Below are 18,701 nucleotides of genomic sequence, written 5' to 3'. Positions count from 1 at the left end.
AAGCACAATGCGTAACTTAACTAAAGCATTCCTAATACTATCAATTGCTCTATTTACAAGCTGTAAAACGAAAGCACAAGAAGAGCCGAAAAAGCCAAATATACTTTTTCTTTTTACTGATGATCAGCGTGGGGGAACCATTGGAGCGATGGATAAGTACCATGTTCAAACGCCCAACATGGATAAATTAGTCCATAGTGGAACTTCATTTACAAACTCCTATATTCTTGGAGCAAATAGTGCAGCAGTTTGCTCTCCAAGTAGAGCCATGTTAATGACGGGGCGTCACTATTTCAATATTGAACCCAACGTTTACGCGCAATTTGCGTTTCCTAAGGAAGAACAAGGAAAAAGTGATAAATTAACCTTTCCTGAATATTTTAAGGCAAATGGTTATACAACTTTTGCAACAGGAAAGCAACATAATGGGGAGATTTGGTTGGAACGCGGATTTAACCATATTAAATCTGCTTTTTTAGGCGGTATGACAACACATTTTGGAACTAAGGTTCAAGATTTTTCGCCAGAAACAGGCTGGTCTGAAGCTTATCAAAATAAAGAAAAATTTAGCAGTGAAGTTTTTGCAGACGCTGCGGTTGATTTCTTAAACGATTATAAAGAAGAAAAACCTTTTTTAATGTATGTGGCTTTTACAGCACCTCACGACCCGCGTACGGCACCTCAAGAATTTCATGATATGTATCCTTCAGAAAGCATAGAGTTACCCACTAATTTTATGCCTCGGCATCCGTTTGATATTGCAGATAATAAAATTAGAGATGAAGTTTTAGCGCCATTTCCAAGAACTGAAGCCATCATTCAAAAAGAAATTTCAGATTATTATGCTATGATTACGGCTACCGATGCTCAAATTGGTCGGATTTTAAAAGCGCTTGAAGATTCTGGTGAAGCAGATAATACCATCATCGTTTTTGCGGGCGACAATGGTTTGGCATTAGGGCAACACGGCCTATTAGGAAAACAAAGTGTCTATGAGCATAGTGTGAGCGTACCATTAATTTTTGTGGGACGAAACATACCTAAAAACGAAAAGAACGGTGCTTTTGCTTATTTACACGATGTGTTTCCAACATTATGCGGTTTAACAGGGTTGGAAATTCCAAAATCGGTTGAAACTAAAGATTTAACACCTGTTATTAAAGGCGATAAAAAAGAAGTAAGAAGCAGTATGATGTATGCGTATAATTCGTGGCCGGGTGATTTATTGGCTAAAAATCAAAATCATAACCCAGGCGGTGGGCACAGAGCGGTTCGAAAAGGGGACTTTAAATTGGTAGTAAGCGCAAAACATGATGTTTTTACCTATCAATTGTTCGATTTGAAAAATGATACTTGGGAATTGAATAACCTTATTGAAAATGAAAAATATCAAGATGTTAAAAAAGACTTGTTAGAAGAACTTCAAAAACTAATAAAAGAAACAGGAGATCCTGCAGATTTAACAAAGAAGGAATTCGGACTTTTCGATCATCCTGAAGATTATAATTTTAAAAATAAAAAGTAAGATGACCTTTTTAATTGCACGTAAATCATTTCAACCATTAAGAAAAAATCTGTTTTTTATTGCAATGATTTTTTTGTGCAATATTCATGATTCGTATGCACAAGAAAAGCAATTATCATGGGATGAGTTGGCTTCACAATACGAATGTCCGGAGTGGTTTAGAGATGCAAAATTCGGTATTTGGTTTCATTGGGGGCCACAAAGTGTTCCCGAACAAGGTGGAGGATGGTATGCGCGACACATGTATATGAAAGATGTTGGTAAACAAAAATTCGGAAAAATGGCAAATCCGTACCATTTACAAACCTATGGACATCCATCAGAATTTGGTTTTAAAGATGTCATAAATTTATGGAAAGCAGAAAAATTTGATGCCGATGCACTTATTAAATTTTCAAAAGACAATGGTGCAAAATATATTGTGGCATTAGCAAACCATCATGACCATTTCGATTTGTTTGATTCATCCTACCATCCATGGAACGCTGTTAATGTGGGACCTAAAAAAGACATTATAGGAGCGTTTGAAAAAGCAACGCGTAAAGAAGGATTAAAATTCGGAGTAACAAGTCATGACGATCGTTTTTTAGAATGGTGGAAACCAGCTTTTGGCGCCGATGAAAGTGGCGAATTTAAAGGCGTCCCTTATGATGGGCGATTAACCAAAGCAGATGGTAAAGGCAAATGGTGGGAAGGTTTAGATCCAGCAGATTTATACGGTCCTACACTAGAAAATCGTACACCCGAAATTATTGAAAATATTAAGAAAAACTGGCAAAAGCGTCATGTTGAGTTGGTAACCAAGTACAAACCAGATTTATTGTATAACGATGGATTCAGTTTTACTTATGGTGAATATGGGAAAGAAGTAGCGCGTACACTTTATAATAATAATTATAACGAAAATGGTTCTGTGCAAGCAGTAATGCTACTAAAGAGAAAAGAAAAGGGTACTGTTAACGAAGTAGAATCGGGAGGAAGCAATACACTTCGCGATGAACCATGGCAATCGGAAATCACGTTTACCGACTGGTTTTATAAAACCGATAGACATTTAACACACAACGCACGCACCATTTTGGAAATGCTTATTGAAGCCGTTAGTAAAAATGGAAACTTGTTACTTAATATCGAATTAAAACCAGATGGCACCATCCCTGGGGAATTAAGAGAAATTATAGATATAGTAGGTGATTGGTTGAAAGTAAATGGCGAAGCTATTTACGGAACACGACCATGGAAAGTATATGGTGATGGTAAAAGTGTAAGAGGTGAAAACAACGCTACTGAAAATGGAGAGATTCGGAATGCAGGAGATGATATTGCAGAAAAAACCAAACAAGGTGAACACTACAACCAAAGAACAACGGGGTCTCCAGAATTTGCTTCAGATGAAGTGAGATTCACTAAAAAGGGTGATAATTTATATATTTTGATTATGAATCCAAAGAAAGGCGAAGTTAGAATTCCGACATTTGGTAAAAATAGTGTAATAGGTTCTGGAAAGTTGGAGAAACTGGAACGTTTAGACTCTGATGACAAAGTTAAGTACAAACAAACACAAGAGTATTTAGCAATAACGTTACCAACAATAAACGGAAGAAGTTACCCAATAGTTTTAAAAGCAAAATTTCAATCTATCAAGTCATAATTAAAATGAAAAAAATTCAGTGTATTTCGCTTTTTGTTTTCCTATGTTGTTTTCATGCAAATTTCGCACAACAGAAACTTCCTTATCAAAATACGGCATTAACGTTTGAAGAACGGGTGAACGATTTAGTCGCACGAATGACTTTAGAAGAAAAAGTAGGACAAATGATGAACAATGCACCTGCCATTTCTCGACTCAATATTCCTGCACACGAATATTGGAACGAGTGTCTTCATGGTGTAGCACGAGCAGGTAAAGCAACGGTTTTTCCTCAGGCTATAGGGCTTGCGGCAACTTTTGACACCGACTTAATTTTTAGATCGGCTTCAGTAATTTCAGATGAAGCTAGAGCAAAACACCACGAAGCTTTACGAAACAACTCCTTTAAAAGGTATGAAGGTTTAACGTATTGGACGCCGAACATTAATATTTTTAGAGATCCACGTTGGGGCAGAGGGCAAGAAACCTATGGGGAAGACCCCTATTTAACGGCACAAATGGGCGTTAATTTTATTAAAGGATTACAAGGTGACGATCCTAAATATTTTAAATTAGTAGCAACACCAAAACATTTTGCGGTGCATAGCGGACCAGAACCAGAAAGACATTTTTTTGATGCCATAACCAATAAAAGAGATTTATACGACACCTATTTGCCAGCATTTGAAGCGTCTATTGTAGAAGGAAAAGCCTATTCAATTATGGGTGCTTATAACAGATATATGGGTAAACCATGTTGCGCAAGTCACGAATTATTGGATGATATTTTAAGGAAAAAATGGAATTTTCAAGGGTATGTGGTATCCGATTGTGGTGCCATTAGAGATGTTCATGATTATCATAATTTTGCAGATTCTAAAGAAGCAGCTGCAGCTGTTTCTGTGCAGGCAGGTTGCGACCTCAATTGTGGAGACAGATACACTTATTTATCAAATGCTGTTAAAAAGGGCTTAATTGCTGAATATGAAATTGATGTATCTCTAAAACGTATTTTTCTAGCACGTTTTAAATTAGGAATGTTCGATCCTGCCGAAATAGTGCCATATACAAGTATTCCTATGAGTGTTGTGAGTTCGGAAAAGCATAGAAAACTAGCTCTGGAAACTGCCGAAAAATCGATGGTTTTATTAAAGAATGCCAATCAAACCTTGCCATTAAGTAAAAACGTAAATGCCATCGCGGTTATTGGTCCGAATGCGAACGATTTAGGAGTTTTACTAGGAAACTACAACGGTTTTCCAGCTACTTATACAACGCCGCTTGATGGTATAAAAGCCAAAGTGTCTTCAAATACAAAAGTTTATTACGAAATGGGGTGTCAATTAGTCGATACAATTAGCGCATTGTCATTAGTACCAACAAATTATTTGAAAACCGGCAAAAATGCTGGCTTACAAGTTTCTTATTATAACAACGATAATTTCTCAGGAAACCCAATTCAAACAGGAATAGAAAACACGATTAATTCTAATTGGAATTTAAATCCGATAAAAGGACTTAACGAATCCAATTTTTCAGTTAAAGTAACTGGAGATATTGTAGTGGATGTTACGGGTGATTATGTGTTTGCTTTAGAAGCCGATACTAAATATAAACTTAGTATTGGCGATTTGGAAGCAGATAATTGGACGAAACCAGTTAGAAAGTTAATAGAAAAGAAAGTAACACTTAAAAAAGGTGAAACATATCCTGTAAATATTGAATATGTACATTCAGGATATCCCGCAAAACTTAAATTGCTTTGGAAACAACCAACAAAATCTTCTTTTGAAAATGCGATTGAGATTGCTAAAAAAGCGGATATTGTCGTATTTGTTGGAGGCATTTCACCAAGTGTAGAAGGTGAAGAAATGCGGGTAAATTACGAGGGTTTTAAAGGTGGCGACCGTACCAACATCGAGTTGCCAGAAATTCAAAAAAAATTATTAAAGGAATTGCATGCAACAGGAAAACCAGTGATTTTAGTATTACTTAACGGCAGTGCACTGGCGGTTAATTGGGAAAATGAAAACTTACCAGCAATTGTTGAAGCATGGTATCCGGGAGAATTAGGAGGGACAGCAATCGCCAATGTGTTGTTTGGAGATTACAATCCATCAGGAAAACTTCCTGTTACGTTTTATAAATCGGTTAAAGATTTGTCGCATTTCGTAAATTACAGCATGAAAGGAAGAACCTATCGTTATTTTGAAGGCGAAACTTTATATCCATTTGGTTATGGTCTTGGGTATTCTAAATTTGAATATAAAAACTTACAGTTATCCAATTCAAAAATAACCAGTAAAGATTCTACCAAAGTAACCGTCGAAATAACAAATTCAGGTAACTACGAAGGGGATGAAATGGCGCAACTTTATATAAAAGATTTGGAAAGCAACGAAGTAAGACCGTTAAAAAGCCTTAGAGGAATTCAACGAATTACACTTAAACCTCAAGAAACAAAACAAATATATTTTATGGTAAAACCAGAGGACTTATCTTTCTATGATTTTGAAGAAGAAAAACAAATGGTTGAACCTGGCTTATTTGAAGTTGGTGTTGGCACGTCTTCAAATGATTTTATAAAAGTTAATTTAGAAATTGTAAATTAAAACCAATGAACAAAATTAAAACACACACACAGTTTATTTTAGTGGCACTTGTCTGTTTAATAATTTCAAGTTGTAAAAATAAATCGGAAGAAAAAACACAGGAAACCGCTGCAGAAAGACCTAATATTCTTTTTATCATGGCAGATGACCATACCTCGCAAGCCATGAGTATTTACGATGGTATTTTAAAAGACTATGCACATACACCAAATATTCAAACTTTAGCATCAGAAGGCTTGGTGTTGGATAACTGTTTGGCATCCAATTCACTATGTACACCTAGTAGAGCCACAATTCTTACTGGGCAATACAGCCATATAAATGGTGTAACTACTTTAGGTGCTGGTTTATCATCAAGCTATCCAACTATCGCTGGTGTTCTACAAAGAGGTGGGTATCAAACGTCTATAATTGGTAAATGGCACATGAAACAAGAGCCTACAAAAGAGTTTGATTATTACTGCGTTTTACCAGGTCAAGGACGTTATTGGGATCCGGTTTTAAAAACAAAAGATAACTGGCAAGATTATGAGGACGGCGGAAAACCATACAAAGGTTTCAGTACCGATGTTATTACAGATATGACGATTGATTGGATTGAAAACCGTGATAAATCCAAACCATTCATGACCATGTGTCACTTTAAGGCAACTCATGAACCATTTGATTATCCAGAGCGTTTCAGCCATTTATATAGAGATAAAGATTTTCCAGTGCCTTCTACTTTTTACGATGAAGGACCAGAAACTACAGGTCGTTCTTTCAACGGACAATCTATTGATAGTTTAAAAAACAGATATTTAGTAGCTTCAAAAGATCCTGATAATGTACCAGGATTTATGAAGTATCCAGAATTGCCTTTTAATGTAGATGGATTGGATAGAATGCAAGCACGTTACAAAACCTATCAAAAATATGTGAAAGATTTTTTACGATGTGGTGCTGCAATAGATGATAATATTGGTAAAATTTTAAAATATCTTGATGAGTCTGGATTAGCTGAAAACACCATAGTTATTTACACAGCAGATCAAGGATACTTTTTAGGAGAGCATGGTTTTTTTGATAAACGCTTGATTTATGAAGAATCCATCCACATGCCTTTCGTAATTAGATATCCCAAAGAAATTCCAGCAGGAAAACGTAATTCTGACTTGATAGAAAATGTGGATTTCTCGGCTTTATTTGCAGATTATGCAGGTCTTGAATATCCTAAAACCATGCAAGGGCGTAGTTTTCGCGAAAATTTAAAAGGCAACACTCCTAAGGATTGGCGCAAATATGGCTATTATCGCTATTGGGACCACACCAAAGACCGTCCGGGACATTTTGGCATTAAAGGAGAACGCTATACCTTATCATTTTCATACGGACATGGGTTTAAGGTCAATGGTTATACGAAAGAAAATCAACCAAAAAAGTATTGGGATTTCTTCGATTTGGATAAAGATCCACTTCAAATTCACAATGCTTATAACGACCCAGAATATCAAGACATCATTAAAACAATGAAGGATGAAATTTTGAATCAAAGAAAAGAATTAGGCGACACCGATCAAGATAATCAGGAGGTTCTTGAAACAATTGCAGCACATTGGAATGATTAAAAGTTTAATTCATATAAAAATATTTATAGTAAGTTTTTCTGCTTGCATGGTTGTTAACACCATGCAAGCACAAGACAACTTCAAACTTTTTTATGACAAACCTGCTGTTGAATGGACAGAAGCTTTACCCATAGGAAATGGTAGCCTTGGTGCCATGATTTTTGGAGGTGTTACAGAAGAGCATATTCAGTTTAATGAAGAAACATTATGGAGAGGGCAACCACATGATTATTCCCATAAAGGGGCCAGTAAGTATCTGCCAGAAATAAGACAACTTTTAGCTGATGGAAAACAACGTGACGCTCAAAATTTAGCTCAAGAAGAATTTATGAGCGACCCTATTAAGCAAATTCATTATCAGCCATTTGGAGATTTATATCTGGCATTTAAAGGTCATGAAAAATTCACAGATTATAACAGAACATTAAACTTAGAAAACGCCGTACATACCGTATCTTATAAAGTAAAAGGTATGGCATTTAAACGTGAGGTATTCTCTAGTTTTCCAGATAAAATCATTGCCGTAAACCTAACATCTAGCAAAGCAAAAGCATTGAATTTTGAACTTTGGTTAGATGCTATTCATGAAGATAAGTCGATAACAACCAATGGGAATTCCCAAACACTTGAAGTGAAAGTAAAAGATGGTGTTTTAAAAGGCATCGCCACATTTAAAATAACCACCAATGGGAAGTTGAAAGTGGTTGACGGCAAATTACAAATCACCAAAGCATCAAAAGCAACTATTTATTTATCGGCTGCCACTAATTTCATCAATTTTAAAGACGTAACGGGCAATCCACTGCAAATTACCTCCGCTGTTTTGGCTAAGGTTTCAAACGAAAAATATTCGGATGTAAAAACAAAACACATAAATGATTATCAATCTTTATTCAATCGTTTTAAATTGAATTTTAGCGATAACGGAAAATCAACAAATACCACTGAAAAAAGAATTTATGATTTTTGGAAAGACCCAAACGATCCACAACTCGTTGCACTTTATGTACAATACGCCCGTTATTTAACCATTGCAAGTAGCCGACCAGGAACCAAACCAGCCACGCTTCAGGGGATATGGAACCATAAATTAAATCCACCATGGTTTAGCAGTTATACCACCAATATAAATTTGGAAATGAACTATTGGCCTGTTGAAATGTATAATTTAAGTGAATGCCACGAGCCTTTGTTTGATTTTATTGAAGACATCGCCCAAACAGGAAAAACAGTAGCAAAAGAACATTATAATGCTGAAGGTTGGATAGTACACCATAATGTTGATATTTGGCGAGGTGCTGCTCCAGTAAATGCCTCCCACCACGGCATTTGGTTAGGAGGTGCTGCTTGGTTGAGTTCTCATATTTGGGAGCATTATTTATTCACACAGGATAAAGAATTTTTAAAAGAAAAATATCCGTTGATGCGGGATGCGGCTCTTTTTTATTCTCAGTTTTTATACGAAGACCCAAACACAGGGTATTTAATAAGTTCACCATCAAATTCTCCAGAAATTGGCGGTTTAGTGGCGGGTCCAACTATGGATCATCAATTGATTAGAGCCTTGTTCAATACGATTATTGAAGCGTCGACTATTTTAAAAACAGATCAAGATTTTTCTGAACAATTAAAAACCATGATTCCTAAAATAGCGCCAAACAAAATAGGAAAGCATGGGCAATTGCAAGAATGGATGGAAGATGTTGATGACCCAGAAAATCATCACCGTCACGTATCCCATTTATGGGCGGTACACCCTGGTAATGAAATTAATTACGAAGAAACCCCCGATTTAATGAAAGCCGCTAAACAATCTTTAGAATATAGAGGCGATGGTGGTACAGGCTGGAGTTTAGCATGGAAAATCAATTTCTGGTCACGTTTTAGAGATGGTGATAGAGCTTATAAATTATTACATAATTTGTTAAGTCCTGCGGAACATGAAGAACGAAAAATTGGAGGAGGTTCGTACCCGAATCTTTTTGATGCCCATCCACCGTTTCAAATCGACGGTAATTTTGGTGGTGCTTCTGGTATATTGGAAATGTTATTACAAAGTCAGTTAAATAAAATAGAATTATTACCAGCGTTACCAGAGGCTTTACCAACTGGAAGTGTTTCAGGTATGGTGGCTAGAGGCGGCTTTGAGTTGTCTTTTTCTTGGGAAAATACCACTTTAAAAAAGGTAGAAGTACTTTCTAAAGCAGGTGAAAAATGTATCCTTGTGTACAAAGATAAATGGATAGCGTTTGAAACAACTAAAGGAAAAACGTACCAATTTGATGGTTCGTTAAAATCAATATAAAAAATAAACATGAATAAAGTAGCAGTTATATTAATAGTAGTTTTTAGTTGGAGTTATTCAATTAAAGCACAAAGTAAAACAGCAAAACCTAATGTCATTATCATTTTTACTGACGATCAAGGGTATCAAGATGTGGGGGTTTTCGGTTCACCATTAATCAGTACCCCCAACCTAGATAACATGGCTAAAAACGGTATAAAATTCACCGATTTTTATTCGGCTTCACCTGTATGTTCGCCATCAAGAGCTGCTTTGTTAACAGGTGCTTATCCAGCAAGAGTGGGTGTTACAAGTGTACTTTGGCCTAACAGACCAGGCGGATTATCGAATCAAGAATTAACCATTGCCGATATGCTAAAGGCTAAAAATTATGCCACAGCTTGTATTGGAAAATGGCATTTGGGGGATAAAGATGAGTATATGCCAACTGCTAATGGTTTTGATTCTTATTATGGAATTCCGTACAGCAACGATATGTCTGTATATCCACAAGCAAAAGTTTCCGAAAACATTTTGTTTAGAGAAGGGATGACTATAGATAGCATTAGACAAGAAAAATGGAGAAAAGGCAAAGTGCCATTGACGCAACAAGATGAAATTATAGAGTATCCAGTAGATCAGTCCTCATTAACACAACGCTATACTAAAAAAGCGTTGGAGTTTATTAATGAAAATAAAGAACAACCGTTCTTTTTGTATCTCGCACACTCCATGCCTCATATTCCATTATATGCTTCCCCAGATTTTTTAGGAAAAAGCAAACGTGGTTTGTATGGTGATGTGATTGAAGAAATAGATTGGAGTACAGGTGAAATTTTAAAAACCCTAGAATCTTTAGGAATTGAGGATAATACGTTAGTGATTTTTACTTCAGATAATGGGCCATGGGATTTAAAAAACGGACAAGGAGGAAGTGCATTGCCATTACGCGGTTTTAAATTTGACACTTTCGAAGGTGGCATGCGCGAACCTATGATAGCGCAATGGAAAGGGAAAATACCAGCAAGTACAGTTTGTAATGAGCTTGCTTCAACTATTGATATTTTACCAACTTTGGCTTATTTAACGGATAGCGAATTACCAGAAAAACCAATTGATGGAAAAAATATTTGGAAATTACTATCAGGGAAGAAAAGCAAATCACCTCACAAAAAAGAAGGATTTTATTATCATAATAAAAATTCAATTTTAGAAGGTGTACGCAAAGACCATTGGAAATTAAGAATAGTGGATGATAAAGTCGCTCTATATAATTTGGAAGAAGATATTTCAGAAAGTAATAATGTAGCATCTCAATATCCAAAAATTGTAAAGAAGTTGCATAAAATGATGATAGATTTTGATGCCGATATGAAGAAAAATCAGCATCAATTTAATTAGAAAAGATCGAATGAAAAGATTAAATAGTATGAAAAGCGTTATAAAAATATTAGTTGTTGGGATTGTTGTTGCCAGTTCACTTGCGCTTTCAACTAAAAAAGATCCACCCTATAAAAATCCTAAGTTACCAGTTCAAGAACGGGTAAAAGATTTAATGAGCCGCATGAGTTTGGAAGATAAATTTTGGCAAATGTTCATGATTCCGGGAGATTTAAGCATTGGAAAAGATAAGCTTAAGCATGGTATTTTCGGCTTTCAAATTTCTTCAAAAGGTAAAAATGACAATGCTGCAGAACAAATAATGGACTACGGTTCTACAGGAACTGCGCAAAAAATGGCTGAAGAAATTAACGAACTTCAAAAGTATTTTTTAGAAGAAACCCCTTTAGGAATTCCTATAATTCCTTTTAATGAAGCCTTACATGGTTTGGCTCGTGATGGGGCAACAACCTATCCACAAGCCATTGCTTTAGCAGCAACTTGGGATACGACTTTGGTTGGAAATGTGGCAAAGGCTATTTCAAAAGAAACCAAAACCAGAGGGATTCGTCAAATTTTATCTCCCGTGTTAAATATTGCTCGCGATGTACGTTGGGGAAGAACCGAAGAAACTTATGGTGAAGATCCGTATTTAACAACTCAAATGGCGGTTTCGTACATAAGCCAATTTGAAAAAGAGGGCGTTGTAACATCGCCAAAACACTTTGTCGCCAATGTGGGTGATGGTGGTCGTGATAGTTACCCAATCCATTTTAATGAGCGTCTATTAGAGGAAGTTTATTTTCCAGCATTTAAAGCAGTGTTTCAAAAAGCAGGTGCACGATCCGTCATGACCTCTTACAATTCTTTAGATGGCACACCGTGTACTTCCAACGAATGGTTGCTAACTAAAAAATTAAAAGAAGAATGGGGTTTTAAGGGATTCGTGATTTCTGATGCTGGTGCTGTAGGTGGTGCCAATGTGTTGCATTTTACGGCGGCGAATTATGCAGAAGCTACCGAAGATGCTGTTGAAGCAGGATTGGATGTTTTGTTTCAAACCAACTACAATCACTACCCATTATTTTGGGAAGCCTATGAAAAAGGCTTGGTAGATATTAAAGCGATTGATGAAGCGGTACGGCGCATTTTAACCATTAAGTTCGAGTTAGGTTTGTTTGAAAACCCTTATGTGGATGCCAAAGAAGCAGCACTTTGGAACGGTCATCAAACACACCGAGAACTAGCGAGAGTAGCAGCTGCTAAATCGATGGTTTTATTGAAAAACGAGAATAAAATCCTTCCATTAAATCAGTCTATTACAAAAATGGCACTTATTGGATACGATGCTAAAGCTGCCCGTTTGGGAGGTTACAGTGGCCCAGGAAATAATGTAGTTTCCATGTTGGACGGGGTTTCAAATAAAATTGGAAAAGAAAATATCATTTATGCTCTAGGGGTTGCCTTTAAAGAAGAAAATTATCAAGTGGTAGCTTCTTCGTTTTTATCAACCATGCAAGATGGCAAAAGATTTGAAGGTTTAAAAGGTGATTATTTTGATAATATCAAGTTAAGCGGACAACCAAAAGTGGAGCGCATAGACAAGCAATTACAGTTTGGTTGGACACTTTTTTCACCAGATGAAAGTCTGCCATACGATTGGTTTTCTGCACGATGGACTGGGAAATTAAAAGCACCAAAATCAGGCGTTTTTAATATTGGTATTGAAGGAAATGATGGGTATCGCATGTATTTAGATGGTAAATTACTTATTGATAATTGGCAAAAACAATCGTACAATACCATTTTAAAAGCGTTTTCTTTTGAAGCAGATAAAGAATACGACATTAAAATTGAATTTTTTGAATCGGCAGGAAATGCGAAATTTAAATTGGTTTGGGATGCCACACATCAAAACGAATGGGAACAACAAATAGCCGAAGCTGTTGAAGCCGCCAAAAAAAGCGACGTAGCGGTAGTAGTTGCCGGTATTCATGAAGGTGAATTTCAAGACCGTGCATTATTGTCACTTCCGGGGCATCAAGAAGCATTAATAAAAGCGGTAGCCAAAACAGGTAAACCAACTGTTGTAGTATTGGTGGGCGGTAGCGCTATTACCATGGCAAATTGGATAAACGATGTGGATGGCATCATTATGGCATGGTACTCAGGAGAAAATGGTGGAAATGGTTTTGCCGATGTTCTTTTTGGGGATGAAAATCCAGCAGGTCGTTTGCCAATAACCTTTCCGGTGGATGCAGCACAATGTCCGTTGTATTATAACCACAAACCGACTGGAAGAGGCGATAATTATCATAACTTAACTGGGCAACCATTATTTCCTTTTGGTTACGGATTAAGTTACACATCATTTGAATATTCGAATTTGGAATTCAGTAAAAATAATATTAACCCCAATGAAATAACAACCGTTTCATTTACTGTAAAAAATACAGGATCTGTAGATGGTGACGAAGTGGTACAATTGTACATCCGAGATGAATTAGCATCCGTTTCAAGACCCATAAAAGAATTAAAAGGATTTCAACGCATTGCTTTAAAAGCAGGTGAAACTAAAAAACTAAGTTTTCAATTAGGGACAGAGGAGCTTTCCATGTTGGATAAGGATCTGAAAAAATTGGTTGAAGCAGGCGATTTCAGAATTATGATTGGAGCCTCATCAAAAGACATTCGTTTACGAGGAATTTTAAATGTAAAATAAAGAAATTATGCAAATATTTAAACTTACAATAGTGCTATGTCTGTTAAGTATAACAGTCAACGCTCAAAAAGCTAAAGTTAGTTGGGTAAGTACCACTAATGAAAATGCTTGGGTGAAAAAAAAATATAAACCGATAAAAAGCAAAAAGGCTTCTGATATTTCAATTTCTATTGATGTAACTAAGCAAGAACAAAAAATAGATGGTTTTGGCGGTTGTTTTAATGAATTGGGTTGGGATGCTTTAGGCATGGTAACTCCAGAAGAAAAACAACAAATTTTAAACGATTTGTTCAGTCAGGAAAAAGGTTGTAAATTCAATATTTGCAGAATGCCCATTGGTGCGAATGATTATGCGGTAGATTGGTACAGCCATAACGAAACCGAAGGGGATTTTGCAATGACTAATTTTTCAATTGACCGCGACAAAAAACGATTGATTCCTTACATCAAGGGAGCACAAAAAATAAATTCCGAAATCGAAATTTGGGCCTCACCTTGGTGTCCGCCATCATGGATGAAACACAGCAAACATTACGCATGTAAATCCAATCCAGAATTTAACGATTTACCAATTGAATGGAGTAATACCGAAGAATTAGTGTCACGTTTCATCACGGAACCAAAATATTTTGAAGCTTATGCATTGTATTTTTCAAAGTTTATAAAAGCTTATGAAAAGGAGGGTATCGATATTTCTGCGGTACATGTTCAAAATGAACCAAATTCAGCACAAAATTTCCCATCGTGTGTATGGAAACCTCAAGATTTAGGCATATTTATTGCGGACTATTTAGGTCCAAAGTTTAAAGAAGATAATTTAGAAACCGATATTTGGTTGGGCACGATTGAGCGTCCGCAAATAGAACGGGTTGATGATGTGTTGCAATATAAAAACACCCGAGATATTGTAAAAGGTGTCGGTTTTCAATGGGCCGGAAAAGGTGCGATTGAAGCGGTTCACGCCAAATATCCAGAAATGCAATTGATGCAAACCGAAACCGAATGTGGCGATGGTTCTAACGATTGGAAAGCTGCCGAATACACCTTCAATTTAATGAAACATTATTTTGAAAATGGTGCTAATTCTTATATGTATTGGAATATGGTTTTAGATGAAACTGGCAAAAGCCAATGGGGATGGAAACAAAATTCTATGATTTCTATTGATAGTAAAACAAAAGCTATTAAATACAATCCGGAGTTTTATTTAATGAAACATTTAAGTGCATTTGTGGCACCAGGTTCTGTAAAATTAGCAACATCTGGTGATACTAAAAATGCCATCGTTTTTTATAATCACGATGCTAATGAAGTTGTTATTCTTACTTATAATGATCAAGATATTCAACAAGAATTAAAATTAGACATCGCTAATAAAGTGGTAAAAGCCTCTTTAGAACCAAAGTCATTCAATACGATGGTCGTTAATTTAAATTAGAAAGACTTATTTATGAAACACTCGCAAAACATAAATAGAATAATTAACTTATATAATAAAAGTATAGCGTTTTTGACTATAATAATGCTTGTTTTTACTAATGTTTCCTTTGCGCAAAAAAGGCAGAATACTTTCATTCCGCAACCAGAGTCTGTAGTCATGCAATCGGGAGGTTTTAATTTAAATGTTGAAACAGAAATTTGTATTCCAAAAAAATATTCAGATTTAATACCAATTGTAAATTCAAAATTAAAGAATGATACGGGCTTAAATTTGAATATAAAAACCAGTCGTGTTAGCAAAAATTCAAATTATATAGTATTTCAAAATGTAAAAGATGCCTCTATAGAAGCTGAAGGTTATATTTTAGAAATTAATGCATCAAGCATCACCATAAAAGCTACAGATTACGCTGGATTTTTTAATGGGTTTCAAACCTTAAGACAAGCCATTCCTGTAGGAAGTCTCGGAACTACAGCCATACCAAGCATGACAATAACCGATAATCCTAGGTTTCACTGGCGCGGTGTTTTGGCCGATGTATCACGTCATTTTCAAACAAAGGAGTTTTTATTAAAGCAGATTGATGTGTTATCATCGTATAAAATAAACACATTCCATTTGCATTTAACCGACGACCAAGGTTGGAGAATGGAGATAAAAAAATATCCAAATCTGACAAAAAAAGGAGCTTGGAGAGCCGATAGAACAGGAATTGCCTGGTGGGAACGAGAAGCAGCTACATCTGATGAACCTAAAACCGTAGGAGGTTTTTATACACAAGAGGATTTAAAAGAAATCATAGCTTATGCTAAAGTTAGAAATGTAGAAATTATTCCAGAAATTGATGTGCCTGCGCACAGTAAAGCGTTGATAGCATCCTATCCTCATTTATTTTGTTATGATGACGTTCCTGAGGGAGTGAATTTTGAAGTGGCTGTGGGTGGTAAAGCACCCGATAATGCGTTATGTGCTGGTAAAGAAACGACTTATGCCTTTTTAGAAGATGTTATTAAAGAAGTGGCTGCGTTATTTCCATCAAAATATCTGCATATTGGTGGCGATGAGTGTAATAAAAGCAACTGGAAAAAATGTCCGCATTGCCAAAAAGTAAAAACAGACAACAATTTAAAAGATGAAGAAGAATTGCAAAGTTACTTCATTCAAAGAATGCATAAAATAGTAACGGCGCAAAAGAAAACGATGATTGGTTGGGATGAAGTTTTAAGCGGTCATGGTGTTAAAGGCGCCACCATTATGGCATGGCGAAGAGGCATGCATACCCCCGAAACACAAGCACCAAGAGAAGGGTATCCAACCATTATGACCTCGTATTTGCACTCGTATATTAGTAGAGTGCAAGGACCAACCTTTATGGAACCGGAAGGTCCAAATTCGGTATTGCCTTTGTCTGTTGTGTATAATCACGAACCAATTCCATCCGAATTAACAGCCGAGGAAGCCAACAGGGTTATAGGAAATCAAGCAAGTTTATGGGCAGAATTTACACCAACCGAATCGCACTTTGAGTATATGTTATACCCAAGAACATTAGCAAGTGCTGAGGTGTCTTGGATTCAACCAAAAGTAAAAAGTTGGGAGCGTTTTCAAAATGCTTTAGTATCAGATCATTTTAAAAGGCTTGAGCGCGAAAATGTTAATGTAGCCAAAAGCATATTTACAGTTTACCCTGCGTTTGCTATCGACCAATTAAATACGGAAGCGATTGTGTTTTTAAAAACCGAAACAGTAGGTTATAATATTTATTACACGCTCGACGGAGAAGATCCAACCATCAACGCTATTAAATATGAAGGCGATTTTAAAACGACTCCTAAAAAACTTTTAAAAGCTGGCTTATTCAATGAAGCAGGAGAATTATTAGGAGCCATAACAGAAATAAGATTAAAGTAAAAAATATGAAACTTCCATTACTATATTTAAATCCCTATGGGAATGATTTTATGGAAGCAACATGTGACCAATAAAAAACAATAGAAAAAACACATGAAAATTTCAAAATTAGTACTATTATTTATGTTGATTGTGGGTTGCGCATCAGCACAGCAAAAACCCAATATTGTTTATATCATTTGTGATGATTTAGGCTATGGCGATGTGCAGATTTTAAACCCGGAAAAAGGAAAAATCCCTACTCCTAAAATAGATGCGTTTTCAAAAGAATCGATGACGTTTACCGATGCACATTCTGCATCAGCCGTTTGCACACCATCAAGATATGCCATTCTAACAGGACGTTATTCATGGCGTTCGAGGTTACAAGAAGGTGTATTACGTGGTGGTGACGAATTTGAAGCACTTATTGACAAAAACCTCGAAACGGTACCGGCTATGTTAAAAAAAGCAGGTTACAATACGGCCGCCATGGGTAAATGGCATTTAGGATTTAACTTTTTGGATGAAGCTGGAAAACCATACGATCTTTATGAAGGCAAAAAATTATTAGATGCGCCCATTGGAGCTCATGTGCCTAACGGTCCGGTATCTCGTGGTTTTGATTCATACATAGGTTTTCATCATTCAGCATCCATGAATACCATAATTAAAGATGATAAAGTCATAGATCATATGGCTCCTATAAAAATGTTACAATTTTTAGGAGATCAAGCGACTGATTTCATAGCTAAAGAATCTAAAAAAAACAAACCATTTTTTATGTATTTGGCTTTGAATTCGCCACATAGTCCGGTAGTTCCTTCTGAAGCTTGGCAAGGTAAAAGTGGCATGAGCCCTTATGCGGATTTTGTTATGGAAACCGATGATGCCGTAGGTCGTGTGTTAAAAGCTTTAGAGGAAAGTGGTATTGCAGATAATACATTAGTGTTTTTTACAAGTGATAATGGGTGTTCGTATCCTGTTGCCAAAGGCGAAAAATTAGAGAAAGAATTCGGACATTACCCAAGTGCGAATTTCCGTGGTTCGAAGTCTGATATTTGGGAAGGTGGACATAGAATCCCCTTCATGGTAAGATGGCCTGGAACTATTGAAGCGAATTCAAAGAATGATAAATTAATCTGTCAAACCAGTTTAATGGCAACTTGTGCAGAAATAGCAGGCGTCAATACTTCAGAAAGTACAGGGGTAGATTCTTATAGCATTTTACCGATGTTGAAAAACAAAAAGGCTAAAACGGACTATAATTTAGTCGTTCATCACTCCATAAATGGAAAATTTTCAATCAGAAATAAAAAATGGAAATTAGAATTAACACCCGGTTCTGGTGGTTGGACGAATCCAAATGATAAAAAAGCCAGAGAACTGAATCTTCCTGAAATTCAATTATATAACATGAAAAAGGATGAAGAAGAAACAACGAATGTGTATCAAAAATATCCAAAAGTTGTGAAAAAACTAACAGCAGAATTAAAACAAATTGTTGAAAACGGAAGAACAACATCAGGCCCATTACAGCAAAATGACGTCCCTGTAGATATTTACAAAACAGCGAGTACTGAAGAAGCAACAGAACATTAATACACCTT

At 36.1% G+C, this 18,701-nt stretch carries 10 protein-coding genes; all 10 read left to right on the top strand.

What is annotated here, in order from left to right; translation table 11 throughout:
* Positions 1-7: 7 nt before the first annotated feature.
* The 10 genes from EV196_RS11840 (at position 8) to EV196_RS11795 (ending at position 18,693) form a co-directional block, all read left to right on the top strand.
* Positions 8-1,525: a sulfatase-like hydrolase/transferase gene (locus EV196_RS11840; RefSeq protein ID WP_132217972.1), complete on the top strand. Its 1,518-nt coding sequence runs from the start codon at positions 8-10 to the stop codon at positions 1,523-1,525.
* A 1-nt stretch (position 1,526) separates the two neighbouring features.
* Positions 1,527-3,176 (top strand): alpha-L-fucosidase, encoded by a 1,650-nt coding sequence (locus tag EV196_RS11835; RefSeq protein ID WP_132217971.1) that lies wholly within the window; start codon positions 1,527-1,529, stop codon positions 3,174-3,176.
* A gap of 5 nt (positions 3,177-3,181) precedes the next feature.
* The gene (locus EV196_RS11830; RefSeq protein WP_132217970.1) at positions 3,182-5,767 is read left to right on the top strand and encodes a beta-glucosidase; all 2,586 of its coding nucleotides are present in this window, start codon (positions 3,182-3,184) and stop codon (positions 5,765-5,767) included.
* Positions 5,768-5,772: 5 nt separating this feature from the next.
* Complete coding sequence (locus EV196_RS11825) at positions 5,773-7,374, top strand: sulfatase family protein (protein ID WP_132217969.1); 1,602 nt, start codon at positions 5,773-5,775, stop codon at positions 7,372-7,374.
* Positions 7,367-9,679: a glycoside hydrolase family 95 protein gene (locus EV196_RS11820; RefSeq protein WP_132217968.1), complete on the top strand. Its 2,313-nt coding sequence runs from the start codon at positions 7,367-7,369 to the stop codon at positions 9,677-9,679. Before EV196_RS11825 ends, EV196_RS11820 begins: the two co-directional genes overlap by 8 nt.
* A 9-nt stretch (positions 9,680-9,688) precedes the next feature.
* Positions 9,689-11,059: a sulfatase family protein gene (locus EV196_RS11815; protein ID WP_132217967.1), complete on the top strand. Its 1,371-nt coding sequence runs from the start codon at positions 9,689-9,691 to the stop codon at positions 11,057-11,059.
* A 10-nt stretch (positions 11,060-11,069) separates the two neighbouring features.
* Positions 11,070-13,760: a glycoside hydrolase family 3 protein gene (locus tag EV196_RS11810; protein WP_132217966.1), complete on the top strand. Its 2,691-nt coding sequence runs from the start codon at positions 11,070-11,072 to the stop codon at positions 13,758-13,760.
* 7 nt (positions 13,761-13,767) lie between these two features.
* Positions 13,768-15,198, top strand: a complete 1,431-nt coding sequence (locus EV196_RS11805; protein WP_132217965.1) for a glycoside hydrolase family 30 protein — start codon at positions 13,768-13,770, stop codon at positions 15,196-15,198.
* A gap of 84 nt (positions 15,199-15,282) precedes the next feature.
* On the top strand, positions 15,283-17,112 hold the full coding sequence (locus EV196_RS11800) for a beta-N-acetylhexosaminidase (RefSeq protein ID WP_165876156.1): 1,830 nt from the start codon (positions 15,283-15,285) through the stop codon (positions 17,110-17,112).
* A 93-nt stretch (positions 17,113-17,205) separates the two neighbouring features.
* Positions 17,206-18,693, top strand: coding sequence for a sulfatase family protein (locus EV196_RS11795; protein WP_132217963.1), 1,488 nt, complete (start codon positions 17,206-17,208; stop codon positions 18,691-18,693).
* The last annotated feature ends 8 nt before the right edge of the window (positions 18,694-18,701 follow it).

The sequence above is a fragment of the Mariniflexile fucanivorans genome, from assembly GCF_004341235.1.
GTDB classification, from domain to species: Bacteria; Bacteroidota; Bacteroidia; order Flavobacteriales; family Flavobacteriaceae; genus Mariniflexile; species Mariniflexile fucanivorans.
This window is presented reverse-complemented; position numbering and strand designations above follow the sequence as displayed.